This is a genomic window from Pseudomonas sp. NPDC090755, assembly GCF_044769005.1.
Lineage (GTDB): Bacteria > Pseudomonadota > Gammaproteobacteria > Pseudomonadales > Pseudomonadaceae > Aquipseudomonas.
The window spans coordinates 1-25012 of the sequence record NZ_JBIVXC010000029.1 but is presented as its reverse complement, the minus strand read 5'-3'; the positions used below and the strand labels follow the sequence as shown (position 1 = coordinate 25012).

The following is a 25012-nucleotide window of genomic DNA, read 5'->3' as shown; positions in this document are numbered from 1 at the left end:
CAGTACATCAGGACGCACAGGGACATCGAACGCTGAGGGCAACAGCTCAGTCGGCGGGATAAGTCGCGCCTGCGGGAAATCAACCGCCTGAATCGAGAGTAAATGCTGGAAGTCGGGCCTCACCAGAGCAGGAGAAAAGCAATGTTTGATCCAAAAACACGCGAGATCGCAATTCAAGCCATATCCGCAAGAGCTCGCGGGACTCCAGTGGAGGTGGCGCAGCAAATCATTCTGGGGGTTTCGGCTCTTGATTACCCAGGAAAGCCATTCGTTGTTTGGCCGACCAGTCTTCCTGACGAAGATCGAATCGCTGTGCTGGAGCTGGAGATCAACCGGATCCGCCATGCCAGTCAGGCTATGGCGGATTTCTGGAAGGCTAGTCGCGTGCAGGTTCTTCAGGTGGGTTCAGACGCAAGTTGCGGATGCCCAGATACTGAAAATCCCGCACTAGCTTTTGGTGGGCCTGCCCAGGAAGCCGAAGCTCAACCAACTCCCGGTGAAGCAGCAGGAGAAGCTGTTCTTCATCTAGAGCAAAGACCTGATCGGGAAGCCAGTGATGCTTCTCAATGAGATGCAGGTGGGCCGGTGCGAAGCCTTCGAATCTCTGCCATGGGGTTGCATGTTGCTGCCTGAACTTTTCGCAGAAGCAAAACAGAAGGTATCCAGGGAAGGCCGCGCAAGCAGCATTCTGGTAGTCCTGGTCAGTGACGGTTGCGCCTTGAGGAAGCTGTCTACGGACGAAGGCTTCAAGTCGATCTTTCCATACATCGTCGTAACTCACTTGATTCATGTCCGGCCTCCGATGGCCTTGTGGTGTGGGAATCGGAAGCTACCACGGAAGCGCCGGGCACCTACAACGCCTGAATCGCAGGCACAAAAAAGCCGGGTGGCACCCCGGCTTCTTCGTAGTTCTTTACAGCGCTGAGAGGTGAGTATGCCAATCAAATTTCTGCCAATCAATACCGTGCCTGCCGCGTCAGTTTCCGGCATTGCGGCGAATCTGTCGCGTCAGTCTGGCGCCTACAAAATCGAGGGCTGGGCGTGAGTGTTCAAGCCATGACTTGGGCCCTGGCCATCCCTAAGGCAGCCCTAGAAAATCCTGCGGCACGCCATGTGCTGTTGTGCCTGGCCAACTACGCCGGAAGCGACGGGCGCGGCGCGTTCCCGTCAGCCGGGACCCTCTCGGAAGACACCGGCCTGTCCGAGCGCACTGTACGCGTGAAATTGGATGAGCTGGAGAAGGCCGGGTGGATCACCGAAGGCAATCAGGCAATCGCCGCTGCCTACATCGATCGCCGTGATCGCCGTCCAGTGGTTTATGACCTCCAGCTGAAACGGGGTGCAAGTGCTGCACCTCGTAAAGAACGGGGTGCAGATAACCGTACGGGGTGCAGCTCACAGCAGAACGGGGTGCAGGAAAACGCAGAACGGGGTGCAGCAGCTGCACCCAATCCGTCAGTGAACCATCAAGGAACCGAAGAGCAGCCGCCGCGCAATTTGTCGGAAGTGATCGAGGGGCAGGATTGCCAGGCGCTGGAATCGCAGACGGACCTGCAGCGATTCGCCATGTTTGCTGAGTGGAATCCGCCGGTCGACAAGGTCACCGCCCAGCTGATCCTGGCGGGCCTCGTCGTGGAAGCGCTCACCGAGGAATCGTTCAAGAGCTTCCTGGGTTACTACGTCGCCAAGCCCAAGATCTTCGACAGCGACGGCGGTTGGTGCTTCCGGCTGGCCAAGTGGCTCAAGTCCGAGAAAGCCAAGGCCGCAGCCGAGGTGGAGCAGGGCGAAAGCAAATCTGATTGGGCTGCCAAGGGGGTTCGCCTGTGACTGCCACCAACGTTCGCCAGCTCCTGGTCAACCGCAAGACCGATCCGACCTACCAGCCACCGGTTGAGCCTGGGGCGATGCCGATTGACCCGGCAACCCAGCAGGTGATCGAAGACCTGTTCCTGCGACTGCGCGGCGCCTGTGGTGCTTGGCGGCAGTCCTGGCCGACCCCGTCGGTGATGGATGCGGCCAAGCTGGAATGGCTCGGCGAGTTCATGCGCTCGGGCATCACCCGTCTGGAGCAGATCGACCACGGCATGCGAGTGTTGAGCGCGAGCAAGTCGGCATTCGTCCCGGCGCCGGGCGTATTCGTGAGCTGGTGTTTCGCACCGGAAGGCCTGGGCCTGCCCAGCGTCGAGAAGGCCTACGCCCAAGGGCTGCGCAACTGCCACCCGGCGATGCGAGCTTCGGCAAAGTGGATGCATCCAGCTGTTTACCACGCTACTGCAGCCACCGGCTTCCACAGCCTGCCACTGATGTCGCGCGACCTCGGCATGAGCTGCTTCGAAAAGCACTACCTGGCGCAGTGCCGAAAAATCTGGAAGGGCGAGAGCCTGGGCCCGGTGCCGGCCGCTGAGCTTCCCGCTCCTACGGTGCCACGCTCCCTCGATGTTGGTCGGGCAGCCCTGCAACAGTTGCGCGCTGGCCGGAGCGCTCGCCCATGATCGATCCAATGCTGATGAGCCCCGACCTCTCCGAATACCGCTGGGCCCTGTACGCCTGTGGCCATTTGCTTGACCTTACCAGCCAGCCACAACCGCCCGTTGGCCTGTACCGCGACGAGCAATCGGCGCGCCTGCACGGCCTGCGCATGTGGCCGGCCACCTTCACCGTTGTTGACCTGGCCGGAGACGACTGCCGATGAAACAGACCAAGTTGACCAAGGCCGCGCGCGGCCGGGAATGCCAAGTGCGTATCCCGGATGTGTGCAATGGCAATCCCGAAACCACGGTGCTGGCCCATTACCGCATGGCCGGCACCTGCGGCGTCGGCATCAAGCCGAATGACCTGCCGGGAGCCTGGGCGTGCAGCGCCTGCCACGATGCATGCGACGGCAGCAGCCAGGTCGTTGGGCGTGAAGAGGTTCGCAAGCTCCACGCCGAGGGCGTCATGCGCACCCAGGCGGCACTAATCGCTGAAGGGGTGATTGCCGCATGATGACCGCCGCCAAACCCCACCTGCTCAAGCCGAAAGCCATACGCGCCTACCTGCTTCAAACAGCCACGGAGGCCGCATGACGGTAGTTGTTGCGCTTTCCGATGCCGAACTGCGCCGCCGGGCGGACGATCTGGACGTTGTTCTGCTGCGCGACCCGCGTCACCCCGGGCTGTACCTGCGCTTCACCGAAGACCGCCCGCGCGGTACCTGGTACCTGGTTGTGCGCAAGCAGTGGAACAAGATCGGCACCTACCCGGACCAGTCGGCAAAGGTGGTGCTGGCTTCGCTGCCGGACGTTCGCCAGCGCCTGCTGAGCGAAGGCAAGGCCGCCGTCTCGGGCTGGCAGACAGTCGGCGAGCTGCTGGAGTGGTTCGCTGATCGCGTCGAGCGCACGCGCAATTTGTCGAAGAGTCGGCGTGCCACGGCCAAGTCGGCCATTGCCCGGCACCTGCTACCACGTATCGGCGGCCTCGCTCTCGTTGACGTGAGCCACAGCACCCTGGATAACCAACTGGTCTGGCCGATGCAGGAGCAGCTGTCGCTGGAGTACGTGCGGCTGGTGTTCGGCCTGCTGATCGACGCCTTCCGCAAAGCCCATGCCTTGGGCCTGGTCGCCCGTAACCCGATGGCCGGCATCAAGTTCAGCGACTTCACCAAGGCCAAGATCAAGGCTCGGCCGGCGCGTCTGCGGGCGGTGCAGATCGAGGACCTGTTGAGCCAGCTGGCCGAGGTCATCACGGACGAGCCCGCTGACGCCATGCTTGCCCTGCTGATGCTGTGCCACGGCAACCGCCTGGGCGAGACCCGCCAAGCTCAATGGCCGCACATCGCCCTGGCCATTCGCAACTGGCACCTGCCGGCGGAGAACACCAAGACCCGCGCCGAGCACTCGCTGCCGCTGACCGAGCAGGTATGCGCGCTGCTGACCTGGTACCGCGAAACCCAGCGTGCCAGCGGATACACCGGCCAATACCTGTTCCCGGGCAAGAGTGGCAAGTGCCTGAGCGAGAAGCAGGCCTCGGAAGTGTTCACCCGCCTGGGCCAGGGTGAATGGACCAGCCACGACCTGCGCAAGCTGGCCAGGACCTGCTGGGCCGAGCAGGGCATCGACTTCCTGATCGGCGAGCTGCTGATTAACCACGCCATGGGCCACAACGTTCAGGCCTACATCCAGACCACCGCCGAGGAACGCAAGCGCGCCGCCCTGGAGCAGTGGCACGCGTTTCTAGACAGCAAGGGTTTCTCCCGCATACACGGGTTGAAGGAGGGTAGAAACGCAAATTCGGGTAATTGCCTGGAGGCCAAGCAGCACAAGGGCTGCGGTGCGGTTCAGGAATCAACCACAAGCGAGGATTCAAAGGCATGAAAAAGAGCCATGGACCGGACTTCAAAAGGCGAATGATCAGGCTGACCGAATGCCCCGCCTGCAAGGGTCGCGGCGTAGTGCAGGGTGTTTTCCATGAGCTGGAATGCGGTAGCTGCAGCGCATCTGGCTGGATTGATGGCTGGACCTGCCAGGCACTGCCGCTGGATGTACTGGCGGCACAGCTCGGCATGAATCTTCGGGCCGCGAAGAAGCAGATCAACGAATTGAAACATCCTCGGGCCACTGGGCCGGAGGCGAGTTATCAGGAAGGCAACCGGCTGGGCGCCGGTGGCATTAACTACACCGGGGATTGAGGGGAAGGACATGATCTACAGCAGCGTATCGGGAGCAGTGGTGGCGGCATTGGCTGCAGGGGAAAAGGGGGCGGCGAAGGGCCAGGCTTGGCAGAAGCTCTACAAGTCGGCCGAAGAGGAGGGTGGCTGTCTGGCGTCACTTGGTGGACAGTCCCATGACCTCGAGCGTACCCAGGTGGACTACTGGCTGTCGGCGCGACTTCATCACTTGCTGATCTCTCGGCATTGGGATGCTCTAGTGGCGAAGTACAGTACAAGCAAGGTGAAAAAGGTTCAGGCGATCACGGCGGTAAGGCCGCTCATTGCCAGCCCAGCACCGCAACTGTTCATCTACAAAGCGGTGACGGCCTGGGCGATCCCGAAGCTGAAGGGCACACGCCGAAAGGCGCCGCGCTCGGTGTCGGTTGAGGTCCCGCTCGACGCTTCACCATGGCGTCGGGATGCGACGGTGAATGCTGCAGTCGCTGCCGGTCAGGCAGAGAAGCGCCGGATCGAGGCGCTGGAAGAGGACGTGATCATTCTGGCCGACAGCTTTTACGACATGAACACCTGGGACCTAGATGCCACGCCCGAGCCAACACGTCGCCGCTGGAGAGCGCAGATCAACGAAAAGCTCGATGGCATGGTGAATGATGCCCTGGCTGAGGTGAGGGTGATTCTCGAGGCAGAAGGGCTGCTGATGAAAGAGGCCGCATGATTGGCTGTTGACATCAGTGAGCGACTGAGCGAAATTATCCCCATCCTGTCATTCCTGCGCGTGTTGAGGAGTGACCACCGAAAGCCCGGCCATTGCGTCGGGCTTTGTCGTTACTGGGCCCTGGCAAATGCCGGGGCTTTTTCGTTTGCGCTCCCCGAAAGGGAGGAACCGAGATGGCCCATATGCCTGAGAAAGATCCTGGTCTTTGGGCCGCTGTGCTTGCCTGGTTGGTTGCCCACCAGCCGCAGCTCTACACCGGTGGTATAGCCGCTGCCGTGGCGATGTGTCGCGTCATCTACGGTGGTGGTCGTGGCCGGAAGATATTCCTTGAGGGCGCGATCTGCGGCCTGATTGCCATCAGCCTGTTGCCGGTGCTGGAATACTTCGCGCTGCCGCCCAACCTCTCTGTCTTTGCCGGCTGTATGGTCGGATTCATCGGCGTCGAGAAGCTGCGCGACTACTCTGACCGATTCATCAGCCGAAAGGCTGAGGGGTGATGGATGTCATTACCTTCGCCTGATGGAGTCAAGCAGCCAAAGCCCTATGGCTACCGCTGGCAAAGCTTCCTGGGTGAACATCCTTTCAGTCCGCATTGGGTGTCAGTGGCAGGAGCTAACGACAGCAGCGAACTGCGTGCGGTCGTAATTCTTAGTAAAAAGAGGTGACGAGATGAGCCTTCAGTTCAAGCCGGACGGAACACTGATTGATTCGGCAGTAAGTCAAGAAAACATTGCGATTATTGCCGATGCTTTACGCCGGACAACGCATTTGATGCGGGTCCACTACTGGCTACATGGGACTTCCAGGAAGCCAGACAATATTACGCTCCTGCCACAGAACACTCTGGAAGCTGCCCGCCAAGTGCTTGGCTGGGCAGCAGCTTTGATTGCAGGTGATACGGCAGTTGAGATGCCGAAATTGCCTGACGAGGAAGCGCTTAGTTCGCTTTGTAGGTCTCTGGAGAAAGCACGGTGGAGTCAACCTCGGTGATGCGGACTTCGAAGCCTGATGCCATTGCAGAGCGTGGCCCGTCGATCCGGTTCAGTCGTGCGAGTCCCACCTGATCGTGAAATGCCTTGGGCAGTTGCTCCAGTTGAGCCACGGGCATTGTTTTGACGATGGCAGAGATAAGGCAGGTCAGTGCTTCGATGTCTCCTTTGAGTTCATGGATCTTTATTTGATCTTCGGTCAGTTGCGTCATGAAACCTCCTGGTTCGTATCGGGTGGAAGTCAAGAGCGTAATTGTTTGAGGTGCAAATGAGTACATCTACAAAGATCGCGAGCCCTTATGGCTACCGCTGGCAACAAACCCGAGAAGGTTGGCTGCGCAAGCATCCCCTGTGTATCAGATGCGAGAAGCTGGGTCTCATTGAGCCGGCCAGCGTAGTCGACCACATTACCCCGCATCGCGGAGACATGGCGTTGTTCTGGGATCGGAGTAACTGGCAATCGCTTTGCACCAATTGCCACAGCTCGTACAAGCAGCGCCTGGAGAAGTCGGGGCGTGAGGCAGGTTGTGACGTTAGCGGTAGGCCACTCGATCCTCGGCACCACTGGAATCGCTGACCCTGCGCAACGTCCTGGTGCGTGGCGAGCGACGTGCTCAGGGTAGGGGGGGTGGAAAAGTCTGGTCGAAATTCACTCCAGACCGCATGCCCCTCTCTTTGCACAAAGCCGCGAAATGAAAAGTTTTTTTTTGGAAGCAAAAAATGGCAGGGAGACGACCCACCCCGACAGAGTTGAAGCTGGTCAGAGGGAATCCCGGCAAGCGCCCCATCAACAAGAAAGAGCCTCTGCCAGCCAAGCGCATCCCCAGCACCCCGGGGCATTTGACCAATGAAGGGCAGGTGGCCTGGGGCCGGCTTACGGTCCTGCTCGACCGTATGGGTGTCCTCACCGAGGCCGATGGTTTCGCGCTCGAGCGCCTCTGCGACTGCTACGCAGAGATTCTCGCCCTGCGTGAGTTGGTCGACACCAACGGGCGCACCTACGAGACCACCAGCACCCAGGGTGAGCTGGTGATTAAAGCCAACCCGGCTGTGGCCATGCTCGCGGACGCCGACCGGCGTTTCAAAAGCTACCTGGTTGAGTTCGGCCTTACCCCGGCTGCTCGATCCAAGGTTCAAGTGAAAGACGATGAGCCAAAAGAAGACCAGTTCGCGGAGTTCTTCGGTTGATGACCCCGCAACCCAATATGCGCAAGAGGTGCATTCGGGGCAGAGGATTGCCGGGCCGGACATACGGAATGCCTGTGCGCGTCATCTGAAGGACTTGAAAGAGGGGCACAAGCGGGGGCTGGTGTGGGACTTGGACGACGCCAACAAGGCCATCCGGTTTTACCGCACGGTCCTGAAGCTCAACGGTGGCGAATTCGAAGGGTTGCCATTCGAGTTGCTGCCTTGGCAAAAATTCATTGTCGGCAGCATCTTTGGTTGGAAGGCCGCTGATGGCTATCGACGTTTTCGTGTGGTGTACGTCGAGAGCGGCAAGGGCTCAGGAAAGTCGCCTCTAGCTGCGGGCGTTGGGCTTAAGGGGCTGGTTTCAGACAATGAGGCGCGAGCGGAAATTTACGCGGCGGCGACCAAAAAAGATCAGGCAATGATCCTGTTCCGCGATGCCGTCGCCATGGTCCAGCAGTCACCGGAGTTGACCAAGCGCCTGGCGTGCAGCGGTACCGGCCAGAACATCTGGAACCTGGCCTACCTGAAGTCGGGCTCGTTCTTCCGGCCGATCAGTTCGGATGACGGCCAATCCGGCCCCAGGCCGCACATGGCACTGATTGATGAAGTGCATGAGCACAAGACCAACCTTGTCGTAGAAATGATGCGGGCCGGCACCAAGAGCCGCAAACAAGCACTCATTTTCATGATCACCAACAGTGGTTCGAACAAGCGCGGGCCGTGCTGGGAATATCACGAGTACGGCGCCAGGGTCGCATCCGGTCAGTTGATCGATGACGGCTTCTTTGCCTACATCTGCTCACTGGACGAGGGCGATGATCCGATCAAGGATGAAAGCTGCTGGTTTAAGTCGAACCCGTCGCTGCAGGATGCCGACCTGCCTGGCATGAAGTACCTGCGTGAACAGGTGACGGAGGCACGCGGGATGCCGAGTAAAGAGGCCATGGTCAGGCGGCTGAACTTCTGCGAATGGACGGGCGCCGAGTCTCCGTGGATCTCATGGGATGTGTGGAGTCAGGCTGAAGAGCGCGTACCAATGTCGGTTTTGCGCAATCGTCCGTGCGTGGGCGGGCTGGACCTTTCCAGCACCACTGACCTGACCGCCTTTGTTCTGTTGTTCTACCCCACCTTTGAGGATCCGCACTGGCGACTGCTTCCGTACTTCTGGATTCCTGACTTCGAGCTGGACAAACGCGAGGTTCGGGACAAGGTGCCTTACGCCGCCTGGATCAAATCGCGGGATCTCGAAACAACGCCGGGTCGGGCCATCAGCAAGCTGCACGTACTTCGCCGGATGCAGACCATCTGCGACTTCTTTCAGGTAGACAAGATTGCTTTCGACCGATGGCGCATCGAAGACATGCGCCAATTGATGGCCGAATACGACATCACCTTGCCACCGTTGATTGAGTTCGGGCAGGGGTTCAAGGACATGGGGCCTGCGGTGGATGAGTTCGAACGCCGCTTGCTTGGGATAGAAACACTCCCACCTGAGGAGGGCGAGGCATCAGCTGAATTCTTTGATGATGCCCCTACCTTTGAAACGGTTGAGTCCTTGCGCCATGACGGTAACCCGGTCATGACCTGGTGCGCGGGTAACGCGGTGATCGTTTCTGATCCGGCGAACAACCGCAAAGCAGACAAGGCCAAGGCTACCGGTCGTATTGACGGGATCATCGCCGCCATCATGGCGGCTGGTGTCAGCGGTGCAGCCTCCGGTGGCAGTAGTGGCACATCCATCTACGACGAAGGAGTCGGGGTTTGAACATCATCGCAATCGCGGCCTGGCTGGCCGGTCTGGCTGGCTTCGGGCTGTTGGTCGCCGGTGTCGCTCTTATCCACGTGCCTGCGGCATTCATCGTTGCGGGTGTTGGCCTGATCGGCTGGGCTTGGCTGGCCGACAAGGCCGCCGCCCGTATTGAGTGCAAACGTATTTCAGAGGGGGACTGAGCATGTTCTTCAGTAATTTGCTCGGTGCCAATAAGGGGGTGGTATCCGATGGCAGCAGTGGCTTTTGGCGTGGGCTGATTGGCTCCGGTCGGTCGGCTGCCGGAGTGGCCGTTACCCCTGATAGCGCCCTGGCGGTCACCGTGCTGCAGAATTGCGTCACGCTGTTGGCTGAAAGCGTCGGGCAATTGCCGCTGGAGTTGTACCGACGGCTCGGCGAAGGAAAGCGTGAGGTTGCTTCAGGTCACCCGCTCTACGACGTGCTGCGCTATCAGCCAAACCCTTGGCAGACACCCTACGAGTACCGCGAAAGCGGGCAGCTGGCACTGGGGTTGAGGGGCAATTGCTACAGCTATATTGAGCGGTCCGATGACGGCTCGGTTAAAGCGCTGTACCCACTGCACAACGACAAGGTGCAGGTGCTCAAAGGTGGTGACCTGCGGCCGGTGTATCGCATTGGTGGTCATGAGCCGTTGCCGATGCGCCTGATTCACCATGTGCGCTGGCACACTAAGAACCATTACACCGGTCTGTCGCCTGTTGAACTGCATGCAGATGCAGTGGGGCTGGCCCAGGCAGTGCGGCAGTATGCAGGCAAATCATTTGCCAACGGTACCGCCGTCAGTGGTGTGATCGAACGTCCGCGGGAAGCTCCGCCGATCAAGGAGCAGGTCAGCATTGATCGCATTCTTGATCAGTGGGGAAGCAAGTTCTCCGGTATCGACAACGCCAAAAAGGTCGCCATGCTCCAGGAAGGTATGACCTTCAAGCCTGTTTCGATGAACAACGTCGACTCCGAGCTGCTCGGAATTCTCAAGGTTACCGGCCTGGATCTGGCGCGTATTTACAAGATCCCTCCGCACATGGTCAACGACCTGGAGAAGGCCAGCTACAACAGCCTCGAACAACTGCTCATTCAATACGTGATCTTCGCCTTGATGCCGTGGGTCAAGCGCCATGAGCAGGCGATGATGCGGGATTTTCTCCTTCCCGCTGAGCGGCACGATTACTTCATCGAGTTCAACCTGTCAGGCCTATTGCGCGGCGACCAGAAGAGCCGATACGACGCGTATGCGATCGGTCGGCAATGGGGCTGGTTGTCAATCAACGACATTCGTCGGCTGGAGAACATGCCGCCAGTGGCCAATGGCGACAGCTACCTGCAACCGCTGAACATGACTGACGTGGCGCAAGGCTTACCCAATATGAACAACCCCGACGTCCGCGCTCAACTCGAGCAGCAGCGCGACGACATCTTGAGGATGCTTGCCGCATGAAACGACACCTGCGCGCCGCCAGTCTGCTGTTCAACCAGCCGCTGTTGACCACCCCTGACATGCTGGACCTGGCCGTGCGCTGGGCCAACCAGACTATGAGTCTCAACATCGTCAACCTGAGCATGGGTGGAGCAGCCACCGACCCCAATCTGTTTTATGACGATGACGACTACCAGGCCCAACAGGATCGCCGCGAAGAGCAGCGTCGGGCCGTCATTGCGCAAACCGGCGTCGAAGTAATACCAGTGCATGGCGTGCTCGTCAGCCGCGGCAGTCATTTGAATGCCTGCGAGACAATGACCAGCTATGAAGGGCTGCGTGCTGCGCTGAACATAGCGGTGGCCGATCCTATGGTCGAACACATCGTACTCGACATCGACAGCCCAGGCGGAAGCGCAGTCGGTGCCTTTGAGCTGGCGGCGGATATTCGTGCGGCAACCAAGATCAAGCCGGTTACTGGCTTGGTCAATTTCATGGCGTACTCCGGCGGCTACCTGATTGCCGCAGCCTGCACTGATGTTGTAGTCAGCCTGACATCAGGCGTGGGCTCCATCGGCGTGATTGCCAGTCACATGGACCGAACCAGGATGCTGGAAGGCATGGGCGTCAAAGTCACCACGGTATTTGCTGGGGCGCACAAGAATGACTTGAGCCCAAACGAACCAATCACGGAACAGTCACTTCAGGTGCTCAACGACATCGTGCAGGAAAGCTACCAGCTCTTCACCACCCACGTTGCCGAGTACCGCAACCGCGACGTGGGCGACATCATTGCCACCGAGGCGGGTTGCTATCGCGGCGCGGCGGCCATTGCTGCCGGCTTGGCGGATCGCCTGGAGTCTCCACAGTTTGCGGTAGACCACCTGGCTAAAGCGGTCGCCCTGAGTCGTGTTCAGCGACAAGGTGGCGTCCAGGCGAGACAGCGAATCAGCGTGCAGGCATCAGCGTTCCGTATCCAGTCCCAACTCTGACCGCGTTCGCGGCAGTGACCCTAACCGCCTGATGGCGGTTTTTTTATGCCCAGGAGGCAGTATGTCCCTTGTAACTCAATTGCGTAGCGAACGCGCCACTATCAATGGTCAGATTCAGGCGCTGGCCCAACTTGAGGCTGCTGGCACCTCGCTCAACGCGGAGCAGTTGTCACAGTTCGAACAGCTCAGCACTCAGTTCAACGACTTGACCGACAAGCTGTCGCGTGCCGAGGCCGCCGAGCGAATGGCCGCGGCCAGCGCGGTGCCAGTCGATGAGGGCGCTCAGGGCTTGAACGGTCCACCCAGCAGCATCAGCGGCCCATTTACCGCCAAGCCTGTGCCAGGGGCCAACATGGCGCAGATGGTGCGTGTGTTGGCTGCGGCGCGTGGCGATCAGCATGCTGCCGCCAAGATGGCCCAGAACTCCGGCTACAACCCCGAAATTGCCATGGCGCTCAGCACCGTCACTCCGGGTGCCGGTGGGGTGCTGGTGCCGCAAAGCTTCTCCAGCGAAGTGATCGAACTGTTGCGGCCGAAATCGGTGGTGCGCAAGCTCGGTGCCGTGTCACTGCCGCTGGAAAATGGCAACCTCACGGTGCCACGCATCAAGGGCGGTGCAATCGTCGGCTACATCGGTACCGAAGAAGACATGCCCGCGACCGATCTGCAATTCGACGACCTGAAGCTGTCGTCGAAAAAGCTGGCGGCCCTGGTGCCGATCAGCAACGACCTGCTGGCGTACTCGGGTACCAACCCGAACGTCGATCGCCTGGTGGTCAATGACCTCACGGCCTCGGTGGCCCTGGCGGAAGACCTGTCATTCCTGCGTGGCGCCGGTACCGGCAACCTACCAAAGGGGCTGCGCTTCTGGGCGCCGGCCTTCAACGTGTTTGCAGCACCGACAGCCGTGACACTGGAGGCTGTGGAGCTGGCCCTGTCTGCGTTGATCCTGCGCCTGGAAAATGCCAACTCGAACATGATCGCCCCTGGCTTCGTGATGGCGCCGCGGACCAAGCGTTGGCTTGCTGCCTTGCGTGACGGTAATGGCAACAAGGCCTATCCGGAGTTGGACCAGAACATGCTCAAGGGTTTCCCGGTCGGCTCCACCACGCAGATCCCGATCAACCTGGGTGCCGAAGGTGATGCTTCGGAAATCCACTTCGCAGATTTTGCCGACTGCTTCATTGGTGAAGACGATGCCATGGTCATCGATTTCAGCAAGGAGGCCACCTACAAGGACGGCTCCGGTAACGTTATCAGTGCCTTCCAGCGTGATCAGACACTGGTGCGCGTGATCGCCAAGCACGACTTCGGCCCGCGACACGTTGAGTCGGTGGCGGTGATGACCGACGTCAAGTGGGGCAGCACCCTGTAACTCACCCGGCCCGGGAACGCCGGGCCTTCACTCCGACTAGGGGAGCATTCCATGTCCAAAGTTATTGTGATCTTCGAAAAGAACTGGCGCGGCTATGCCGCTGGCGAAACTGCAGGCTTTGATGCCAGCGTGGCAGATGGCTTGGTAGCGGCAGGCTTCGCGATCGAGGCCGACAAGAAGGCCTCAAAAAAGCCCAAGGCCGGTGTGAGCGGCACGGCAGGGACTGGCGGAGCGGATGACCGTGGTGCTGACGGCAAGCCTGGTGCCGAGCCGGATACTGACGGGAAGCCCTGACCATGGCTCAGTTGCTCGAGCATATCGGCCCTGAGCCGATCACCATCGACGATGTGATCTACCAGTGCCGACTGGACGCGGATGACGTGGATGGCGGTGAGCGCGAGTTGATTGAGCGCATCGTCATTCCGGCAGCGCGCGGCCTTGTGGAACACGCGACGGGCGCTGCAGTTCGTAAGGGGGTGTATCGAGATCACCTGCCCAGCGTCCCAGGGGGCAGTGTGTTTGCTGTCAGCCTGGGGCAGGCATATGAACTGGATAGCGCCGCTGTGGGTATATCTCCTGTGGCTCGCCTGCTTGATCCAGCAGCGATGTACCTGGTCAATGGCGGCCAGGAGAGCTTGCTCTATACCCAATCGGGGCAATTCTGGCGCGATCTCGTTGGTGATGCGCCGCAGGGGCTGTTGATCACCTACAAAGCCGGCATCGACATTGAGAAATTCCCCTCGGTGCAGCAGTACTTGTTGCTGGCTGCGGCTTGGGCCTATCGGCATCGGGAGTTGCTGGCAGTAGGGCAGGCGCTGCATGAGCTTCCTGAGAGTTACTTGCTGACCCTGCTGGCGCCAATCACCGTGCCGCCGAGGATCTGATATGGCCTTGCGTGAACCCGGCGCCGGTGAGCTGAACCGGCGTATTACACTGCGGTTGCGCAGTGATATTCCGACCCCTGATGAGGGGCTAGATTCCACTTTTGCAGAAGAAAAGCGGCGCTGGGCCAAGATTGAACCTGTGAGTTCCGCCACCTACAGCGCGGGCGTACAGATTGATGCCAAGGTGACGCACCGAATCACGCTGTATTACCTGGAGGTAGTCGGAGAGTCTCATGAGGTGCTCCACGGCTCGAAGCTCTATCGGGTGCAGCGGGTGACCGATATGAACGGCTCGCACCGTTTTACTGTGCTTGACGTCGAAGAGCTGGGCCAGGTCCAGGCGGGGGGAGGGTTGTATGGCTAACTCGGCATCCGTGGGTGCCTACCTACACATCGAAGGCTTCGACCAGTTCCACCAGGACCTGTTCGACCGCAGGGAGATCAAGAAGGGCATGCGCCGGGCCGGCAAGCTGGTTGCCCAGCGTGCTCAGCTAAACATCGCGCTGGCCCGTGGCCAGGGCGACTATCCGGTCAACCGAACCGGTACCACCCTTCAATCCATCAAGTTCAAGGTCTCCCGTGCTGGCTTCCTGGTCAAGGTCGCGCCGTACAAGACCTCGGCAATGAAAGAGTACTACCCGGCTTACCTGCACTACGGCGTGAAGCAGGGGCGCCGGCTGCAGCCATTGGCACCGGGCAAAGGCCGTGGCAAATCCAACCGACGTGCCAAAGGTCAGCGGGCGGCGGCACTGGCCGAACGGGCCGCTGGAGCCTGGCGCATCACCCCCCGGGCCAACTACATGGAAGACGCGCTGCAGGACAGCAAAGGCCGGGTCGAAGCCATCCTCAGATCGGCGTTCGCGGCCGCCATCAGTTAAACCTCGCTGGACTATCCCCATGAAAATTTCCCCCGTGATCGCGCACCTGCGCGAGCACTGCCCGAGCCTGCATCAACGGGTTACAGGCGGCATCGACCTGGACGCGGTGAGCGAATCGGTGTTGCTGAAGAACCCCTCGGCCTATGTCATTGCCGCCGACGACAAGGCCGGTGAGAACCGGGCCGAGAATGCAGTCATTCAGGACGTCGAGGACCGTTTCGAAGTCGTCCTGGTCATGGATACCAAGGACGAGCGCGGCCAGCAGGCCGTCGACTTGCTCCATGACTTTCGCAAGGAGCTGTGGCGCGCCCTGGTCGGCTGGCAGCCGGCGGCGGAATACGACCCGATCGTCTACGACGGCGGTGGCCTGGTGCTGATCAACCGGGCCCGGGTCGTGTACCGCTTCAGCTTCTCGGCCGCCTTCCAGCTGGGCCGCAATGCCGCGACCGATCCGGCCGAGACCTGGCACGAATACGAGCTCGACGGTCTGCCGCCGTTCACGGGCGCGACTATCAACATGGACTGCATCGACCCGGCAGATCCCAACCTGCAGTACCCAGGCCCGGACGGGCGCCTTGAAGCGACATTCTCAGGAGACGTAACACCATGACCAACCGCATCACCGTGGTGCCGGCCCCTGGCCGCGCCGTGCCCGACCCGGAGTCGGGCGACTTGCTACCCGCCGAAGGTCGCGAAGTCACCGACAACGTCTGGTGGCGCCGCCGTCTCGATGACGGTGATGTCACCCTGCCTGCTGCGAAAGCGCCGAAGAAAGAGAAAGAGGGGGATCAGTAATGGCCATCGGCTTCAGCAACATTCCCGGCGATGTCCGGGTTCCGCTGTTCTACGCGGAAATGGACAACTCGGCGGCCAACAGCGCGTCCTCGGCCATGCGCCGACTGATCGTTGGCCAGGTCAACGAAACCGCGTCGGCCGCCGAGATCGGATCGCTGGTACTGGTACCCAGCCTGGCCCTGGCGAAGAACATCGGCGGCCAGGGCTCGATGCTCGCCGCCATGTACGATGCCTGGCGCAAGGCTGATCCGGTTGGCGAGATCTGGTGCCTGCCACTGAAAGCCTCGACCGGTACCGCCGCGACGGCCACGGTGACCATCACCGGCGCTGCCACCGAGGCCGGCCTGCTGAATCTGTACATTGGCGGTGTGCGGGTCCAGGCCGGTGTGATCAATGCCTCGACCCCAACCCAAGCAGCGACCGCGCTGGCCGCCCAGATCAACGCGGCTGTCGATCTGCCGGTCACAGCGGTGGCAGCGGCTGGCGTGGTCACTCTGAGCTGCAAGTGGAAAGGCGACAGCGGCAATGACATCAGTCTGCAGCTCAACCGCCTGGGCAAGGCGGACGGTGAGTTCACGCCTGGGGGCCTGACCGTGGTGCCAACGGCGTTTACCGGTGGCGTGGGTACACCCGACCAGACTGCGGCGCTGGCGGCGCTCGGTGACGAGCCGTTCGAGTTCATCTGCATGCCATGGTCGGACATCACGTCGCTGGATGCCTGGAAGCTGGCGATGAGCGACAGCGCTGGCCGCTGGTCCTGGTCCAAGCAACTGTTCGGACACGTCTACTCGGCGAAGCGCGGTACCCTGGGCACCTTGGTCGCAGCTGGGCAGGCGCGCAATGACCAGCACATGACCATCCAGGCCATGGAGCCGGGCGTACCGCAGCCGTTCTGGGTACTGGCCGCGTCCTGGGCAGCCCGTACCGCCGTGTTCATCTCGGCCGACGCCAGTCGCCCGACCCAGAGCGGCAGCATGCCGGGGTCGGACCCTGCGCCGCCAAGCGGGCGCTTCACCTTGACCGAGCGACAGTCTCTGCTCAGTTATGGCATGGCCACCGCGTACTACGAGGGCGGTTATCTGCGCATCCAGCGTTCGATCACCACCTACCAGAAGAACGCCTACGGTCAGGCCGATAACTCGTACCTGGACAGCGAGACTCTGCACCAGTCGGCCTTCATCATCCGGCACTTAAAAGGTGTGATCACCAGCAAGTACGGGCGACACAAGCTGGCCAATGATGGTACGCGCTTTGGCGCTGGCCAGCCGATCGTCACGCCGAGCACCATCCGTGGCGAGCTGATCGCCCAGTACGCCAAGCTCGAGCTGGAAGGGCATGTGGAGAACGCCGAGCTGTTCGCCGAACACCTGGTGGTGGAGCGCGACAGCAATGACCCGAGCCGGGTCAACGTGCTGTTCCCGCCGGACTACGTCAACGGCTTGCGCGTGTTCGCGCTGCTCAACCAGTTCCGCCTGCAATACGACGCCGTGGCCTGACCCGGTACGTGACAACCCGAGCCCGCTCTGAGCGGGCTTTTTCATTCTGGAGAACATGACCATGGGTCAAAGAGCAGCGGGCACCTGCTACGTGAAGGTGGACGGCGTCCAACTGACAGTCAATGGCAACTGTGAGGCGCCGCTGAGCGATGTGAAACGGGAAAGCATGGTTCCGGGGTACTTCAAGGAAGAGGACCTGGTGCCTTACCTGAAAGTTGCGGCGGTTTTCACCCCAGACTTTCCGATCAAGAAGCTGGTGAGCGGCACCGACATGACCATCACCTGCGAATTCAAGAACGGCAAGGTCTACGTGTTGACCGGTGCTTACCTGGTCGACGAGCCGAGCGGCAAGGGTGAGGACGGCACGGTTGACCTGCAGTTCGACGGTATCAAGGGGGTATGGCAATGAGCATCACCATCAAGCTGGCGGCACCGGTCACCGAGGGCGACCAGCAATTGACGGAAATCACCCTGCGCCGGCCGACGGTACAGGAGGTCCGGGCGATCAAGGCCCTGCCATACAAACTCGACAAAAACGAGGATGTTTTTCTCGATACCGAGGTATCAGCGAAGTACATCGCTGTGTGCGCTGGCGTGCCGCCCTCGACGGTCAATCAACTAGATCTGGCCGATTTCAACACCTTGAGCTGGCGGGTCACGAGTTTTTTCTTGAATGCGGGCTCGAAACCCCCGACGCCCTGATCGCCATTGCCTACGACCTGGCCTGGTTCTGGAAGGTTGACCCTGACCAGATCCTGGCCAAACCGCTGGACCTCTTCCTCGAATCGTTGGTGCACGCGCAGCGCATCAACGCCCTGCAGCAGGTGCCGTGATGGCCGACAAATTTCAACTCAAGGCGCTGATTACCGGCGTCGACAAGCTGTCGCCGACCTTGTCCGGGATTCGCAAGAACGTCTCGGTGTTCCAAAAAAACCTGCAGCAAACCGGTCTGGGCAACATCGGCTTCAAGGATTTGCTAGCTGGTGGTGTTCTGGCCGCGCCGTTCGTAGCGGGTATCAGCAAGGCGATCGAGTTCGAGTCGCAGATGGCCGACGTCAAGAAGGTGGTTAACTTCGACTCGCCAGATCAGTTCAAGCAGATGTCCGACGATATCGGGCGGATGTCCGAGCGCTTGCCGATGGCGGCCGGCGACATCGCCAAGATTGTCGCGGCCGGCGGCCAGTCCGGCATTGCCCGCGAGGAGCTGATGGGCTTCGCCGAGGCAGCGGTCAAGATGGGCGTAGCCTTCGACCAGACTGCCGACCAGTCGGGCGACATGATGGCCAAGTGGCGAACGTCGTTCAAGATGGGCCAGGCCGACGTGGTCGAGCTGGCCGACAAGATCAACTACCTGGGCAACACCGGCCCGGCCAACACCCGGCAAATCTCCGACATCGTCACCCGCATCGGGCCGCTGGGCGAGATTGCCGGCCTGGCCTCCGGGCAGATTGCCGCCCTCGGCGCGACCATGGCAGGTGTGGGCGTCGAGCAGGAGGTCGCGGCGACCGGCATCAAGAACTTCATGCTGGCCATGACCAAGGGCTCGGCGGCGACCAAGGGCCAGGCCGAGGCCTTCAAGTCGCTGCGCCTGGACTCCAAGAACGTGGCGAAAGCCATGCAGAAGGATGCCCAGGGCGCCGTGCTCGACATCCTCAACCGCATCAGCAAGATCGACAAGGACAAGCAGGCCGGGGTGATGACCCAGCTGTTCGGCAGCGAGTCGATCACCGCGATTGCGCCGCTGCTGACCAACCTGGACCTGCTCAAGGGCAACCTGAAGAAGGTGGCCGACGAGAAGGCCTACTCAGGTTCCATGGACAAGGAGTACGCGGCGCGAGCCGCCACCACCGCCAACAACCTGCAGCTGCTGCGCAATACCATCGACAGCGTAGGGCGGGCCTTGGGCGAAGCCTTGCTGCCGGGCCTGAACGCTGCAATCGACGCCATCCGGCCGATGATCACCTACACGGCCGCGCTGATTCAGGCCAACCCCGAGCTGGTCCGAGGCCTGGTTGGCGCGGCCGCCGCCTTCACCGGCATCCGGCTGGCCATTGTGGCCGCCACGGTGGCCACCCGGGTGATGGGCCTGGCACTGGCCACCAACCCGATCACCCTGATCGCGGTCGGGATTGCCGCCGCTGCCGGGCTGATCATCAGCAACTGGGAATCGGTCGGTCCGTTCTTCTCGGCGTTGTGGGAGTTGATCAAGGCCTACTCGGTGCCGTTCCTCGACTTCATGAAGTCGATCTTCGGCTGGACCCCGCTGGCCCAGATCATTGAGAACTGGGGGCCGATCGTCGACTGGTTCAAGGGCTTGTGGGAGGACGTGCGTCCCTACCTCGAGTTCCTTGGTCTGCAGAAAGGCGGGGAGGGGTTGACCGCCAAAATCACCGGTATGGCCGAGGCTCAGCAGATGCGCAACGCCGGCATAGGCGCCGGTACCGGCGAATTGCTGAAGGCCGATGCGGGTCCTCGATCTGTGGTCGAGAGGGGCGAGATGTGGAAGAGCTCAGGTCTCTCCAGCAAGGGCGACTTGTTGAGCGCTCCGGGTTTGGCTACAGCACCTGGCAGCCTGGTTCGACAGGCCCCCGGCCTGGCGGCCGTCCCGGGGAGCTTGGTGCAACAAGCTGCGGCCAACAACAAGGCGCGGGTCGATGGTGAGCTGAACATCAACATCAATGGCGCGCCGCCCGGCACCCGCGTCGAAACACCGAAAACCAACCAGCCCGGCCTGCAGGTCAATCCGAAGGTCGGCTATCGCAGCCTGGGAGCAGCCCCGACATGAGCACCACGACCTGGCGGGACAGCCTGCTGCCGGCATCGTTTCGCGGCATACCCTTCGTCATAGAGCAGACCTCGGTACCGGCCGGCCAGCGTGGCCAGTTGCACGAATTCGTCCAGCGCGACGAGCCGTTCTACGAGCAGCTGGGCAAGCAAGCGCAGGTGCATAAGCTCACGGCCTACGTGATCGGCGCGGATTGCTTTGAGCGCCGCGACAAGCTGCTGGAAGCGCTGGAAGCCCCCGGGCCAGGGGAGCTGGTGCACCCCTGGCTGGGGCGCATGTCGGTCAAGGTCGGTCCCTGCGAGGTCAGCCACGACCGGCGTGAAGGCGGCATGGCCCGCTTCGAGCTGGAGCTGTACCCGGACCTGCCACGCAAGTTTCCCAGCGCTCGGGCCAACACCCGGCAACAGACGGTCAAGGCCTCCAGCGGTCTGCTCGACTCGGCGCTGGGTCGCTACTCGGCGGCCATGAGCAAGGTCGATGCCGCGCGCATCAACCTGATCGGGCTGCGCAACAGCGTCAGCGGTGCCTTTGCTGCCGTGCAGCAGCATTTTGCCCCGCTGGCCTCGATGTTCAATGGCCTCAGCGGATTTGTGCTGGACATCGTCGGCGCGCCGGACAGCCTGCGTGGCTTGTTCGGCAGTTACCTCGGCAGTTTTGGCGGTGGGCTGTTCAGCCTGTTCTCGTCGCGGGGTGGTTCCTCGGGCTCCAGCCATCGTGCCTCGTCAGTCTCCAGCTATGGCGATTCCTCGATCTCCAACTATCGCGGCCCCTTGAGTGACGCCTCCCAGCACGTGGAGTCGATTCGGGCCATCGATACCGTCCCGCAGGTCAGCGGTGCCGATACTGGTGCCGCTGCCCAGGCTACCGCCAATCTGGTGCAGGACGCGGTATTGGTTCAGGTCAGTCAATTGGTGGCGGATCTGCCGGTGGCGCCAAAGGTCGAGCCGGTCGCCACCGCGCCGGCCCTGGCGCAGCAACTGGTGCAACCGATCGAGCGCCCGGAAGTGCCGGTGGCCGATGATGTCCTGCAGTTGCGCGACGAACTCGACGCCGCGATCTGGCAGGCCTCGCTCAAGGCGGACCATGCGCATTACCAGGCTCTGACCGAGGTGCGCCATGCCGTCGGCGCGCACCTGACCGCCGTAGCAGCGTCCGGGGTGCGCCTGGTCGATGTCACCCCGGCGCAGTCGTTGCCGGCGTTGGTCCTGGCGTACCAGCGTTTCGGCGATGCGACCCGCGCCGGTGAGGTGGTGCAGCGCAACCGTATCCGGCACCCGGGGTTCGTCCCGCCGTTGCCGCTAAAACTCGCTCAGGAGTAGGGCATGGATCAAGACAACGCCGTGACCTTGCTGGTCGATGGCCTGGAGTACAGCGGCTGGAAGGAAGTGCAGATCTCGGCGGGGCTGGAGCGTCAGGCCCGTGACTTCAACCTCGGGATCACCTGGAGCTGGGCGGGGCAGGAGTCCCCGCAGCCCATCCGTCACGGCGCCTACTGCGAGGTGCTGATCGGCAATGATCTGGTGCTGACCGGCTGGGTGTTCGCCACGCCGGTCCGCCACGATGCCAACCAGATCACCCTGACCGTGTCGGGGCGTTCGCTGACCGCCGATCTGGTGGACTGCGCCGCGATCAACCAGCCCGGCCAGTGGAAGAACCAGGACGTCCTGTCGATCGTGAAAGCCCTGGCTGCCCCCTACGGTCTGCAGGTGCGCAGCGAGATCGGTGCCACGGCGAAGCTGTCCGACCACACCATCGAGCCGGGCGAAACGGTGTTCGAGTCCATCGATCGCCTGTTGACCTTGTTCCGGGTGTTTTCCACCGATGACGCCCAGGGCCGGGTGCTGCTGGCCAGTGTCGGCAGTGAAGGGCGGGCCGTCGATGCGATCGAGGTCGGCAAGAACGTGCTGACGGTCAGTGCGTCGTTCGATTTCGCCGGGGTGTTTTCCGAATACCAGGTGCTTGGCCAGCGCAGCGGTACCGACGACAGCTTCGGCGCCCAGGCGGCCGAGGTCTCGGCCACGGTCCGCGATGACCGCACGGCGCGCCGCCGCGTGCACATCATTCACCAGACTGGACAGATGACCGACGAACTGGCCCAGAGCCGGGCCAACTGGGAGCGCGGCAACCGCATGGGCAAGGCCTTGCAGGCGACCTACACGGTGCAGGGCTGGCGGCAGTCCAACGGCGCGCTGTGGCGGCACAACAGCCTGGTCCGGGTGATTGACCCGCTGATCGGTTTTGACCGCGACATGCTGATCGCCGAGGTCACCTACTCACTCAACGACAAGGGCACAGTCACCACCCTGGTGGTCGGCCCGCCCGAGGGTTTCGAGCCTGAGCCGGCCGACCCGCTGAAGCGGCGCAAGCTGAAGAAGGGCAAGAAAGGCGACAGCTTCGAATACCTGCTGCCAGAGGACTGGGACAAACAATGACGATCCTGACACGCATGCTCGTGCGCGGCACCGTGGTGCTGGCCGCCGCGAGCCACAAACTGCAGGCGCTGCAAATGCGCCTGACCGCCGGGGAAATCAAGGATGGCCTGGAGCACTTCGAGCCCTATGGTTTCACCAGCCATCCCTTGCCCGGCGCCGAGGGCATTGCCGCCTTCCTCGGCGGTGATCGCTCGCACGGCATCGTGCTGACTGTAGCCGATCGCCGTTACCGCCTGCAGGCCCTGGAAGCCGGTGAGGTCGCCCTGTACACCGACGAAGGCGACAAGGTGCACCTAAAGCGCGGTCGGATCATCGACATCGAGACCGACACGCTGAACATCAAGGCCACTTCAGCGGTGAATTTCGACACGCCGCTGATCACCCAGACCGGCCAGATTGTTTCCGACGGCGACCAGCTCGCGGCGGGTATCAGCCAGGTTGGGCATGTGCATGGCGGCGTTCTGATCGGCGGTGGTCAAACCGAGCCCCCGGCAGGTGGTGCCCCATGATCCTCAGTGACAGCGAAAAGTCCCTAGTGCGTACCGTGGTCATCAGCCTGTTCACCTGGCGACGGGCTGGCCCGGACGACCCGATCGACGACGAAGAGCGCTACGGCTGGTGGGGCGACAGTTTCCCCCGGGTGGCTGATGACCGCATCGGCTCGCGCTTGTGGCTGCTGCGCCGGGTCAAGCTTACCGAACGGACCCAGCGCGAAGCCGAGTATTACGCCGCCGAGGCCCTGCGCTGGTTGATCGATGACGGTCAGGTGCTCGAGGTGACGATCACAAGTGAGCGGGCCGACAGCAGCCGCCTGAACCTGCGCGTGGTGCTGACGCTGCTCAGCGGCCATCCGCTGATCATTGAACCCGACCAACTCTGGCAGGTGAACTATGCCGTTTGAAACCCCCACGCTGCCCGCGCTGATCAGCCGCGTCCAGGCGGATCTTGGCAGCAATGCCTTGCGCCATTCCGATGCCCAGGTGCTGGCCCGTGCGCTGAGTGCCGCTGCGTACGGGCTGTACGGCTACCTGGACTGGGTCGCCGAGCAGATCCTGCCCGACAGCGCCGATGAGGAAACTTTGGAGCGCATGGCCGCCATCCGCCTGAGCGCGCCGCGCAAGCCAGCGCAACCCGCGACCGGGCCGGTCGGATTTACCGCCGCGGCGGGGGCGCCCCTCGATGCCAACACGGTGCTGCAGGCCAGTGATGGGCGCTCGTACCGGGTGACCGTTGACGTTTTCACTGTTGCCGGTGCCAACACTGCCACGGTCGAAGCGCTGGACGGCGGCCCCCTGGGTAACGCGGAAGCGGGCCTGAGCCTGAACCTGGTGCAGCCGGTTGAGGGCATTGCCAGCGCGTTTACCGTGCTGGCCCCGGGGCTGGTTGGCGGGATCGCCCAAGAAAATCTGGAAGCCCTGCGCGGCCGGGTGATTCGCTCCTACCGAGTCATCCCGCACGGCGGCTCGGCGGACGATTACGAAACCTGGGCGCTGGAGTGCCCGGGTATCACCCGGGCTTGGTGTCGGGGCAACTACCTGGGGTCTGGCACGATCGCGTTGTTCGTGATGCGCGACAACGATGAAGACCCCATCCCCAATCCCGAGCAGTTGGTCGCGGTGAAGGCCTATGTCGAGGTGCGCCGCCCGGTGACGGCGGAGCTGTATGTCTTTGCGCCGGTTCCTGTACCGGTGGTCTACAGCGTGCGTCTGAAGCCTGACAGTACCGCCGTGCGGGCTTCGGTCGAAGCCCAACTGCTGGACCTGCATGCCCGTGAGGCGGGTCTGGGTGACACGCTGCTGATCAGTCACATCCGCGAAACCATTAGTGGCGCGAACGGCGAACATGACCATGTCCTGGTGTCGCCTGCGGCCGATGTGGTGCCGGCGGCCAATCAACTGCTGACCTATGGGGGATGCGTATGGTTGCCCTGAGAGCGACTGAGGAGTACCGCGAGCAGTTGCAGGCCTTGCTGCCCGTGGGACCGGCCTGGGATCCGGAATTGGCCCCGGAGGTCGATGCGATCCTCGCCGGCATGGCGACGGAACTTGCCCGGATTGATGGCCGGGTGGTGGACCTAGTTGGCGAGATGGACCCGGCGACCACCACAGAACTGCTCGCTGACTGGGAGCGCGTGGCGGGCCTACCTGACAAGTGCGCTGGCACGCTTGAAACTACCGTGCAGGGGCGGCGCAACGCGCTGCTGGCCAAGCTGACCGCCACTGGTGGCCAGTCAAAGGCTTATTTCATCGCGCTCGCAGCCACGCTTGGCTACACCATCACTATCGAGGAGTTTCGCCCGTTTCGTGCCGGTCTGGCGGTAGCAGGTGGTGCGCTTACCAATGGCGGCTGGATGTTCACCTGGCGCGTGCGTGCGCCAGAGGTGACGGTGATCCCATTCCGAGCCGGCCGCTCGTCTGCTGGCGAACAACTTCGCGCCTGGGGCAACGATACGCTTGAGTGCAAGATCCGAAAGCTTGCCCCGGCACACACGGTGGTTCTGTTTTCCTACGAGAACTAGCACACATCTCGGGGCACCTACGGCGCATCCGCTATTCCTCACGCCGCTTTAGCGAATCTGAATTAGTCGCCTTCACCACTTCTTAGGAAAAGCCCATGCATAGAATCGATGG

Annotated in this window: 33 protein-coding genes; 32 read left to right on the top strand and 1 reads right to left on the bottom strand. The window is 61.8% G+C overall.

Annotated elements, in window-relative coordinates:
• Positions 1-141: 141 nt before the first annotated feature.
• The 9 genes from ACIQUS_RS25680 (at position 142) to ACIQUS_RS25640 (ending at position 5859) form a co-directional block, all read left to right on the top strand.
• Positions 142-570: a hypothetical protein gene (locus ACIQUS_RS25680; protein ID WP_403053486.1), complete on the top strand. Its 429-nt coding sequence runs from the start codon at positions 142-144 to the stop codon at positions 568-570.
• 486 nt (positions 571-1056) lie between these two features.
• The gene (locus ACIQUS_RS25675) at positions 1057-1827 is read left to right on the top strand and encodes a helix-turn-helix domain-containing protein (RefSeq protein ID WP_403053546.1); all 771 of its coding nucleotides are present in this window, start codon (positions 1057-1059) and stop codon (positions 1825-1827) included.
• Entirely contained in the window at positions 1824-2492 is a 669-nt protein-coding gene (locus ACIQUS_RS25670; RefSeq protein WP_403053483.1) for a replication protein P, read from the top strand. Before ACIQUS_RS25675 ends, ACIQUS_RS25670 begins: the two co-directional genes overlap by 4 nt.
• Entirely contained in the window at positions 2489-2692 is a 204-nt protein-coding gene (locus ACIQUS_RS25665; protein WP_403053480.1) for a hypothetical protein, read from the top strand. The genes ACIQUS_RS25670 and ACIQUS_RS25665 overlap by 4 nt, the downstream gene beginning before the upstream one ends.
• The gene (locus ACIQUS_RS25660) at positions 2689-2985 is read left to right on the top strand and encodes a DUF1364 domain-containing protein (RefSeq protein WP_403053477.1); all 297 of its coding nucleotides are present in this window, start codon (positions 2689-2691) and stop codon (positions 2983-2985) included. Before ACIQUS_RS25665 ends, ACIQUS_RS25660 begins: the two co-directional genes overlap by 4 nt.
• A gap of 76 nt (positions 2986-3061) precedes the next feature.
• The gene (locus ACIQUS_RS25655; protein ID WP_403053474.1) at positions 3062-4351 is read left to right on the top strand and encodes a tyrosine-type recombinase/integrase; all 1290 of its coding nucleotides are present in this window, start codon (positions 3062-3064) and stop codon (positions 4349-4351) included.
• Positions 4348-4665, top strand: coding sequence for a hypothetical protein (locus ACIQUS_RS25650; RefSeq protein ID WP_403053471.1), 318 nt, complete (start codon positions 4348-4350; stop codon positions 4663-4665). The genes ACIQUS_RS25655 and ACIQUS_RS25650 overlap by 4 nt, the downstream gene beginning before the upstream one ends.
• Before the next feature lie 10 nt (positions 4666-4675).
• The gene (locus tag ACIQUS_RS25645) at positions 4676-5362 is read left to right on the top strand and encodes a hypothetical protein (RefSeq protein ID WP_403053468.1); all 687 of its coding nucleotides are present in this window, start codon (positions 4676-4678) and stop codon (positions 5360-5362) included.
• 173 nt (positions 5363-5535) lie between these two features.
• Entirely contained in the window at positions 5536-5859 is a 324-nt protein-coding gene (locus ACIQUS_RS25640; RefSeq protein WP_403053465.1) for a phage holin, lambda family, read from the top strand.
• A gap of 440 nt (positions 5860-6299) precedes the next feature.
• On the opposite strand, the gene ACIQUS_RS25635 is transcribed toward ACIQUS_RS25640, so the two are convergent.
• Positions 6300-6563, bottom strand: coding sequence for a hypothetical protein (locus tag ACIQUS_RS25635; protein ID WP_403053462.1), 264 nt, complete (start codon positions 6561-6563; stop codon positions 6300-6302).
• A gap of 56 nt (positions 6564-6619) precedes the next feature.
• On the opposite strand from ACIQUS_RS25635, the gene ACIQUS_RS25630 reads away from it, so the two are divergent.
• The 23 genes from ACIQUS_RS25630 (at position 6620) to ACIQUS_RS25520 (ending at position 24900) form a co-directional block, all read left to right on the top strand.
• Positions 6620-6928, top strand: coding sequence for an HNH endonuclease (locus ACIQUS_RS25630; protein ID WP_403053459.1), 309 nt, complete (start codon positions 6620-6622; stop codon positions 6926-6928).
• Between the two features lie 143 nt (positions 6929-7071).
• Entirely contained in the window at positions 7072-7539 is a 468-nt protein-coding gene (locus ACIQUS_RS25625; RefSeq protein ID WP_403053456.1) for a phage terminase small subunit P27 family, read from the top strand.
• The gene (locus ACIQUS_RS25620) at positions 7499-9307 is read left to right on the top strand and encodes a terminase large subunit (RefSeq protein ID WP_403053453.1); all 1809 of its coding nucleotides are present in this window, start codon (positions 7499-7501) and stop codon (positions 9305-9307) included. Before ACIQUS_RS25625 ends, ACIQUS_RS25620 begins: the two co-directional genes overlap by 41 nt.
• On the top strand, positions 9304-9492 hold the full coding sequence (locus tag ACIQUS_RS25615) for a hypothetical protein (RefSeq protein ID WP_403053450.1): 189 nt from the start codon (positions 9304-9306) through the stop codon (positions 9490-9492). The genes ACIQUS_RS25620 and ACIQUS_RS25615 overlap by 4 nt, the downstream gene beginning before the upstream one ends.
• Before the next feature lie 2 nt (positions 9493-9494).
• The gene (locus ACIQUS_RS25610) at positions 9495-10766 is read left to right on the top strand and encodes a phage portal protein (protein ID WP_403053447.1); all 1272 of its coding nucleotides are present in this window, start codon (positions 9495-9497) and stop codon (positions 10764-10766) included.
• On the top strand, positions 10763-11737 hold the full coding sequence (locus ACIQUS_RS25605; RefSeq protein ID WP_403053444.1) for a S49 family peptidase: 975 nt from the start codon (positions 10763-10765) through the stop codon (positions 11735-11737). The genes ACIQUS_RS25610 and ACIQUS_RS25605 overlap by 4 nt, the downstream gene beginning before the upstream one ends.
• Before the next feature lie 61 nt (positions 11738-11798).
• Positions 11799-13112: a phage major capsid protein gene (locus ACIQUS_RS25600; RefSeq protein ID WP_403053441.1), complete on the top strand. Its 1314-nt coding sequence runs from the start codon at positions 11799-11801 to the stop codon at positions 13110-13112.
• Positions 13113-13163: 51 nt separating this feature from the next.
• Entirely contained in the window at positions 13164-13406 is a 243-nt protein-coding gene (locus ACIQUS_RS25595) for a hypothetical protein (RefSeq protein WP_403053438.1), read from the top strand.
• Between the two features lie 2 nt (positions 13407-13408).
• The gene (locus ACIQUS_RS25590; protein WP_403053435.1) at positions 13409-13996 is read left to right on the top strand and encodes a hypothetical protein; all 588 of its coding nucleotides are present in this window, start codon (positions 13409-13411) and stop codon (positions 13994-13996) included.
• A 1-nt stretch (position 13997) separates the two neighbouring features.
• The gene (locus ACIQUS_RS25585; RefSeq protein WP_403053432.1) at positions 13998-14360 is read left to right on the top strand and encodes a phage head closure protein; all 363 of its coding nucleotides are present in this window, start codon (positions 13998-14000) and stop codon (positions 14358-14360) included.
• On the top strand, positions 14353-14874 hold the full coding sequence (locus tag ACIQUS_RS25580) for a hypothetical protein (RefSeq protein ID WP_403053429.1): 522 nt from the start codon (positions 14353-14355) through the stop codon (positions 14872-14874). Before ACIQUS_RS25585 ends, ACIQUS_RS25580 begins: the two co-directional genes overlap by 8 nt.
• A gap of 19 nt (positions 14875-14893) precedes the next feature.
• Positions 14894-15484 carry a hypothetical protein gene (locus ACIQUS_RS25575; RefSeq protein WP_403053426.1) on the top strand — a complete coding sequence of 197 codons (591 nt, stop codon included), beginning with the start codon at positions 14894-14896 and terminating at the stop codon, positions 15482-15484.
• The gene (locus ACIQUS_RS25570) at positions 15481-15669 is read left to right on the top strand and encodes a DUF2635 domain-containing protein (RefSeq protein WP_403053423.1); all 189 of its coding nucleotides are present in this window, start codon (positions 15481-15483) and stop codon (positions 15667-15669) included. Before ACIQUS_RS25575 ends, ACIQUS_RS25570 begins: the two co-directional genes overlap by 4 nt.
• The gene (locus ACIQUS_RS25565) at positions 15669-17165 is read left to right on the top strand and encodes a phage tail sheath subtilisin-like domain-containing protein (protein ID WP_403053420.1); all 1497 of its coding nucleotides are present in this window, start codon (positions 15669-15671) and stop codon (positions 17163-17165) included. Before ACIQUS_RS25570 ends, ACIQUS_RS25565 begins: the two co-directional genes overlap by 1 nt.
• 61 nt (positions 17166-17226) lie before the next feature.
• Positions 17227-17574: a phage tail tube protein gene (locus tag ACIQUS_RS25560; RefSeq protein WP_403053417.1), complete on the top strand. Its 348-nt coding sequence runs from the start codon at positions 17227-17229 to the stop codon at positions 17572-17574.
• On the top strand, positions 17571-17867 hold the full coding sequence (locus tag ACIQUS_RS25555; protein WP_403053414.1) for a phage tail assembly protein: 297 nt from the start codon (positions 17571-17573) through the stop codon (positions 17865-17867). Before ACIQUS_RS25560 ends, ACIQUS_RS25555 begins: the two co-directional genes overlap by 4 nt.
• Positions 17868-17997: 130 nt before the next feature.
• Positions 17998-19950 (top strand): phage tail tape measure protein, encoded by a 1953-nt coding sequence (locus ACIQUS_RS25550; RefSeq protein ID WP_403053411.1) that lies wholly within the window; start codon positions 17998-18000, stop codon positions 19948-19950.
• Entirely contained in the window at positions 19947-21269 is a 1323-nt protein-coding gene (locus ACIQUS_RS25545) for a DNA circularization protein (protein WP_403053408.1), read from the top strand. The genes ACIQUS_RS25550 and ACIQUS_RS25545 overlap by 4 nt, the downstream gene beginning before the upstream one ends.
• A 3-nt stretch (positions 21270-21272) precedes the next feature.
• Complete coding sequence (locus ACIQUS_RS25540; protein WP_403053405.1) at positions 21273-22382, top strand: phage baseplate assembly protein; 1110 nt, start codon at positions 21273-21275, stop codon at positions 22380-22382.
• On the top strand, positions 22379-22891 hold the full coding sequence (locus ACIQUS_RS25535) for a phage baseplate assembly protein V (protein ID WP_403053402.1): 513 nt from the start codon (positions 22379-22381) through the stop codon (positions 22889-22891). The genes ACIQUS_RS25540 and ACIQUS_RS25535 overlap by 4 nt, the downstream gene beginning before the upstream one ends.
• Positions 22888-23283 (top strand): phage GP46 family protein, encoded by a 396-nt coding sequence (locus ACIQUS_RS25530; RefSeq protein WP_403053400.1) that lies wholly within the window; start codon positions 22888-22890, stop codon positions 23281-23283. The genes ACIQUS_RS25535 and ACIQUS_RS25530 overlap by 4 nt, the downstream gene beginning before the upstream one ends.
• A complete protein-coding gene (locus ACIQUS_RS25525; protein WP_403053397.1) occupies positions 23273-24313 on the top strand; it encodes a baseplate J/gp47 family protein in 1041 nt (346 codons plus the stop codon). Before ACIQUS_RS25530 ends, ACIQUS_RS25525 begins: the two co-directional genes overlap by 11 nt.
• A complete protein-coding gene (locus ACIQUS_RS25520) occupies positions 24301-24900 on the top strand; it encodes a YmfQ family protein (protein ID WP_403053394.1) in 600 nt (199 codons plus the stop codon). Before ACIQUS_RS25525 ends, ACIQUS_RS25520 begins: the two co-directional genes overlap by 13 nt.
• Positions 24901-25012: the final 112 nt, after the last annotated feature.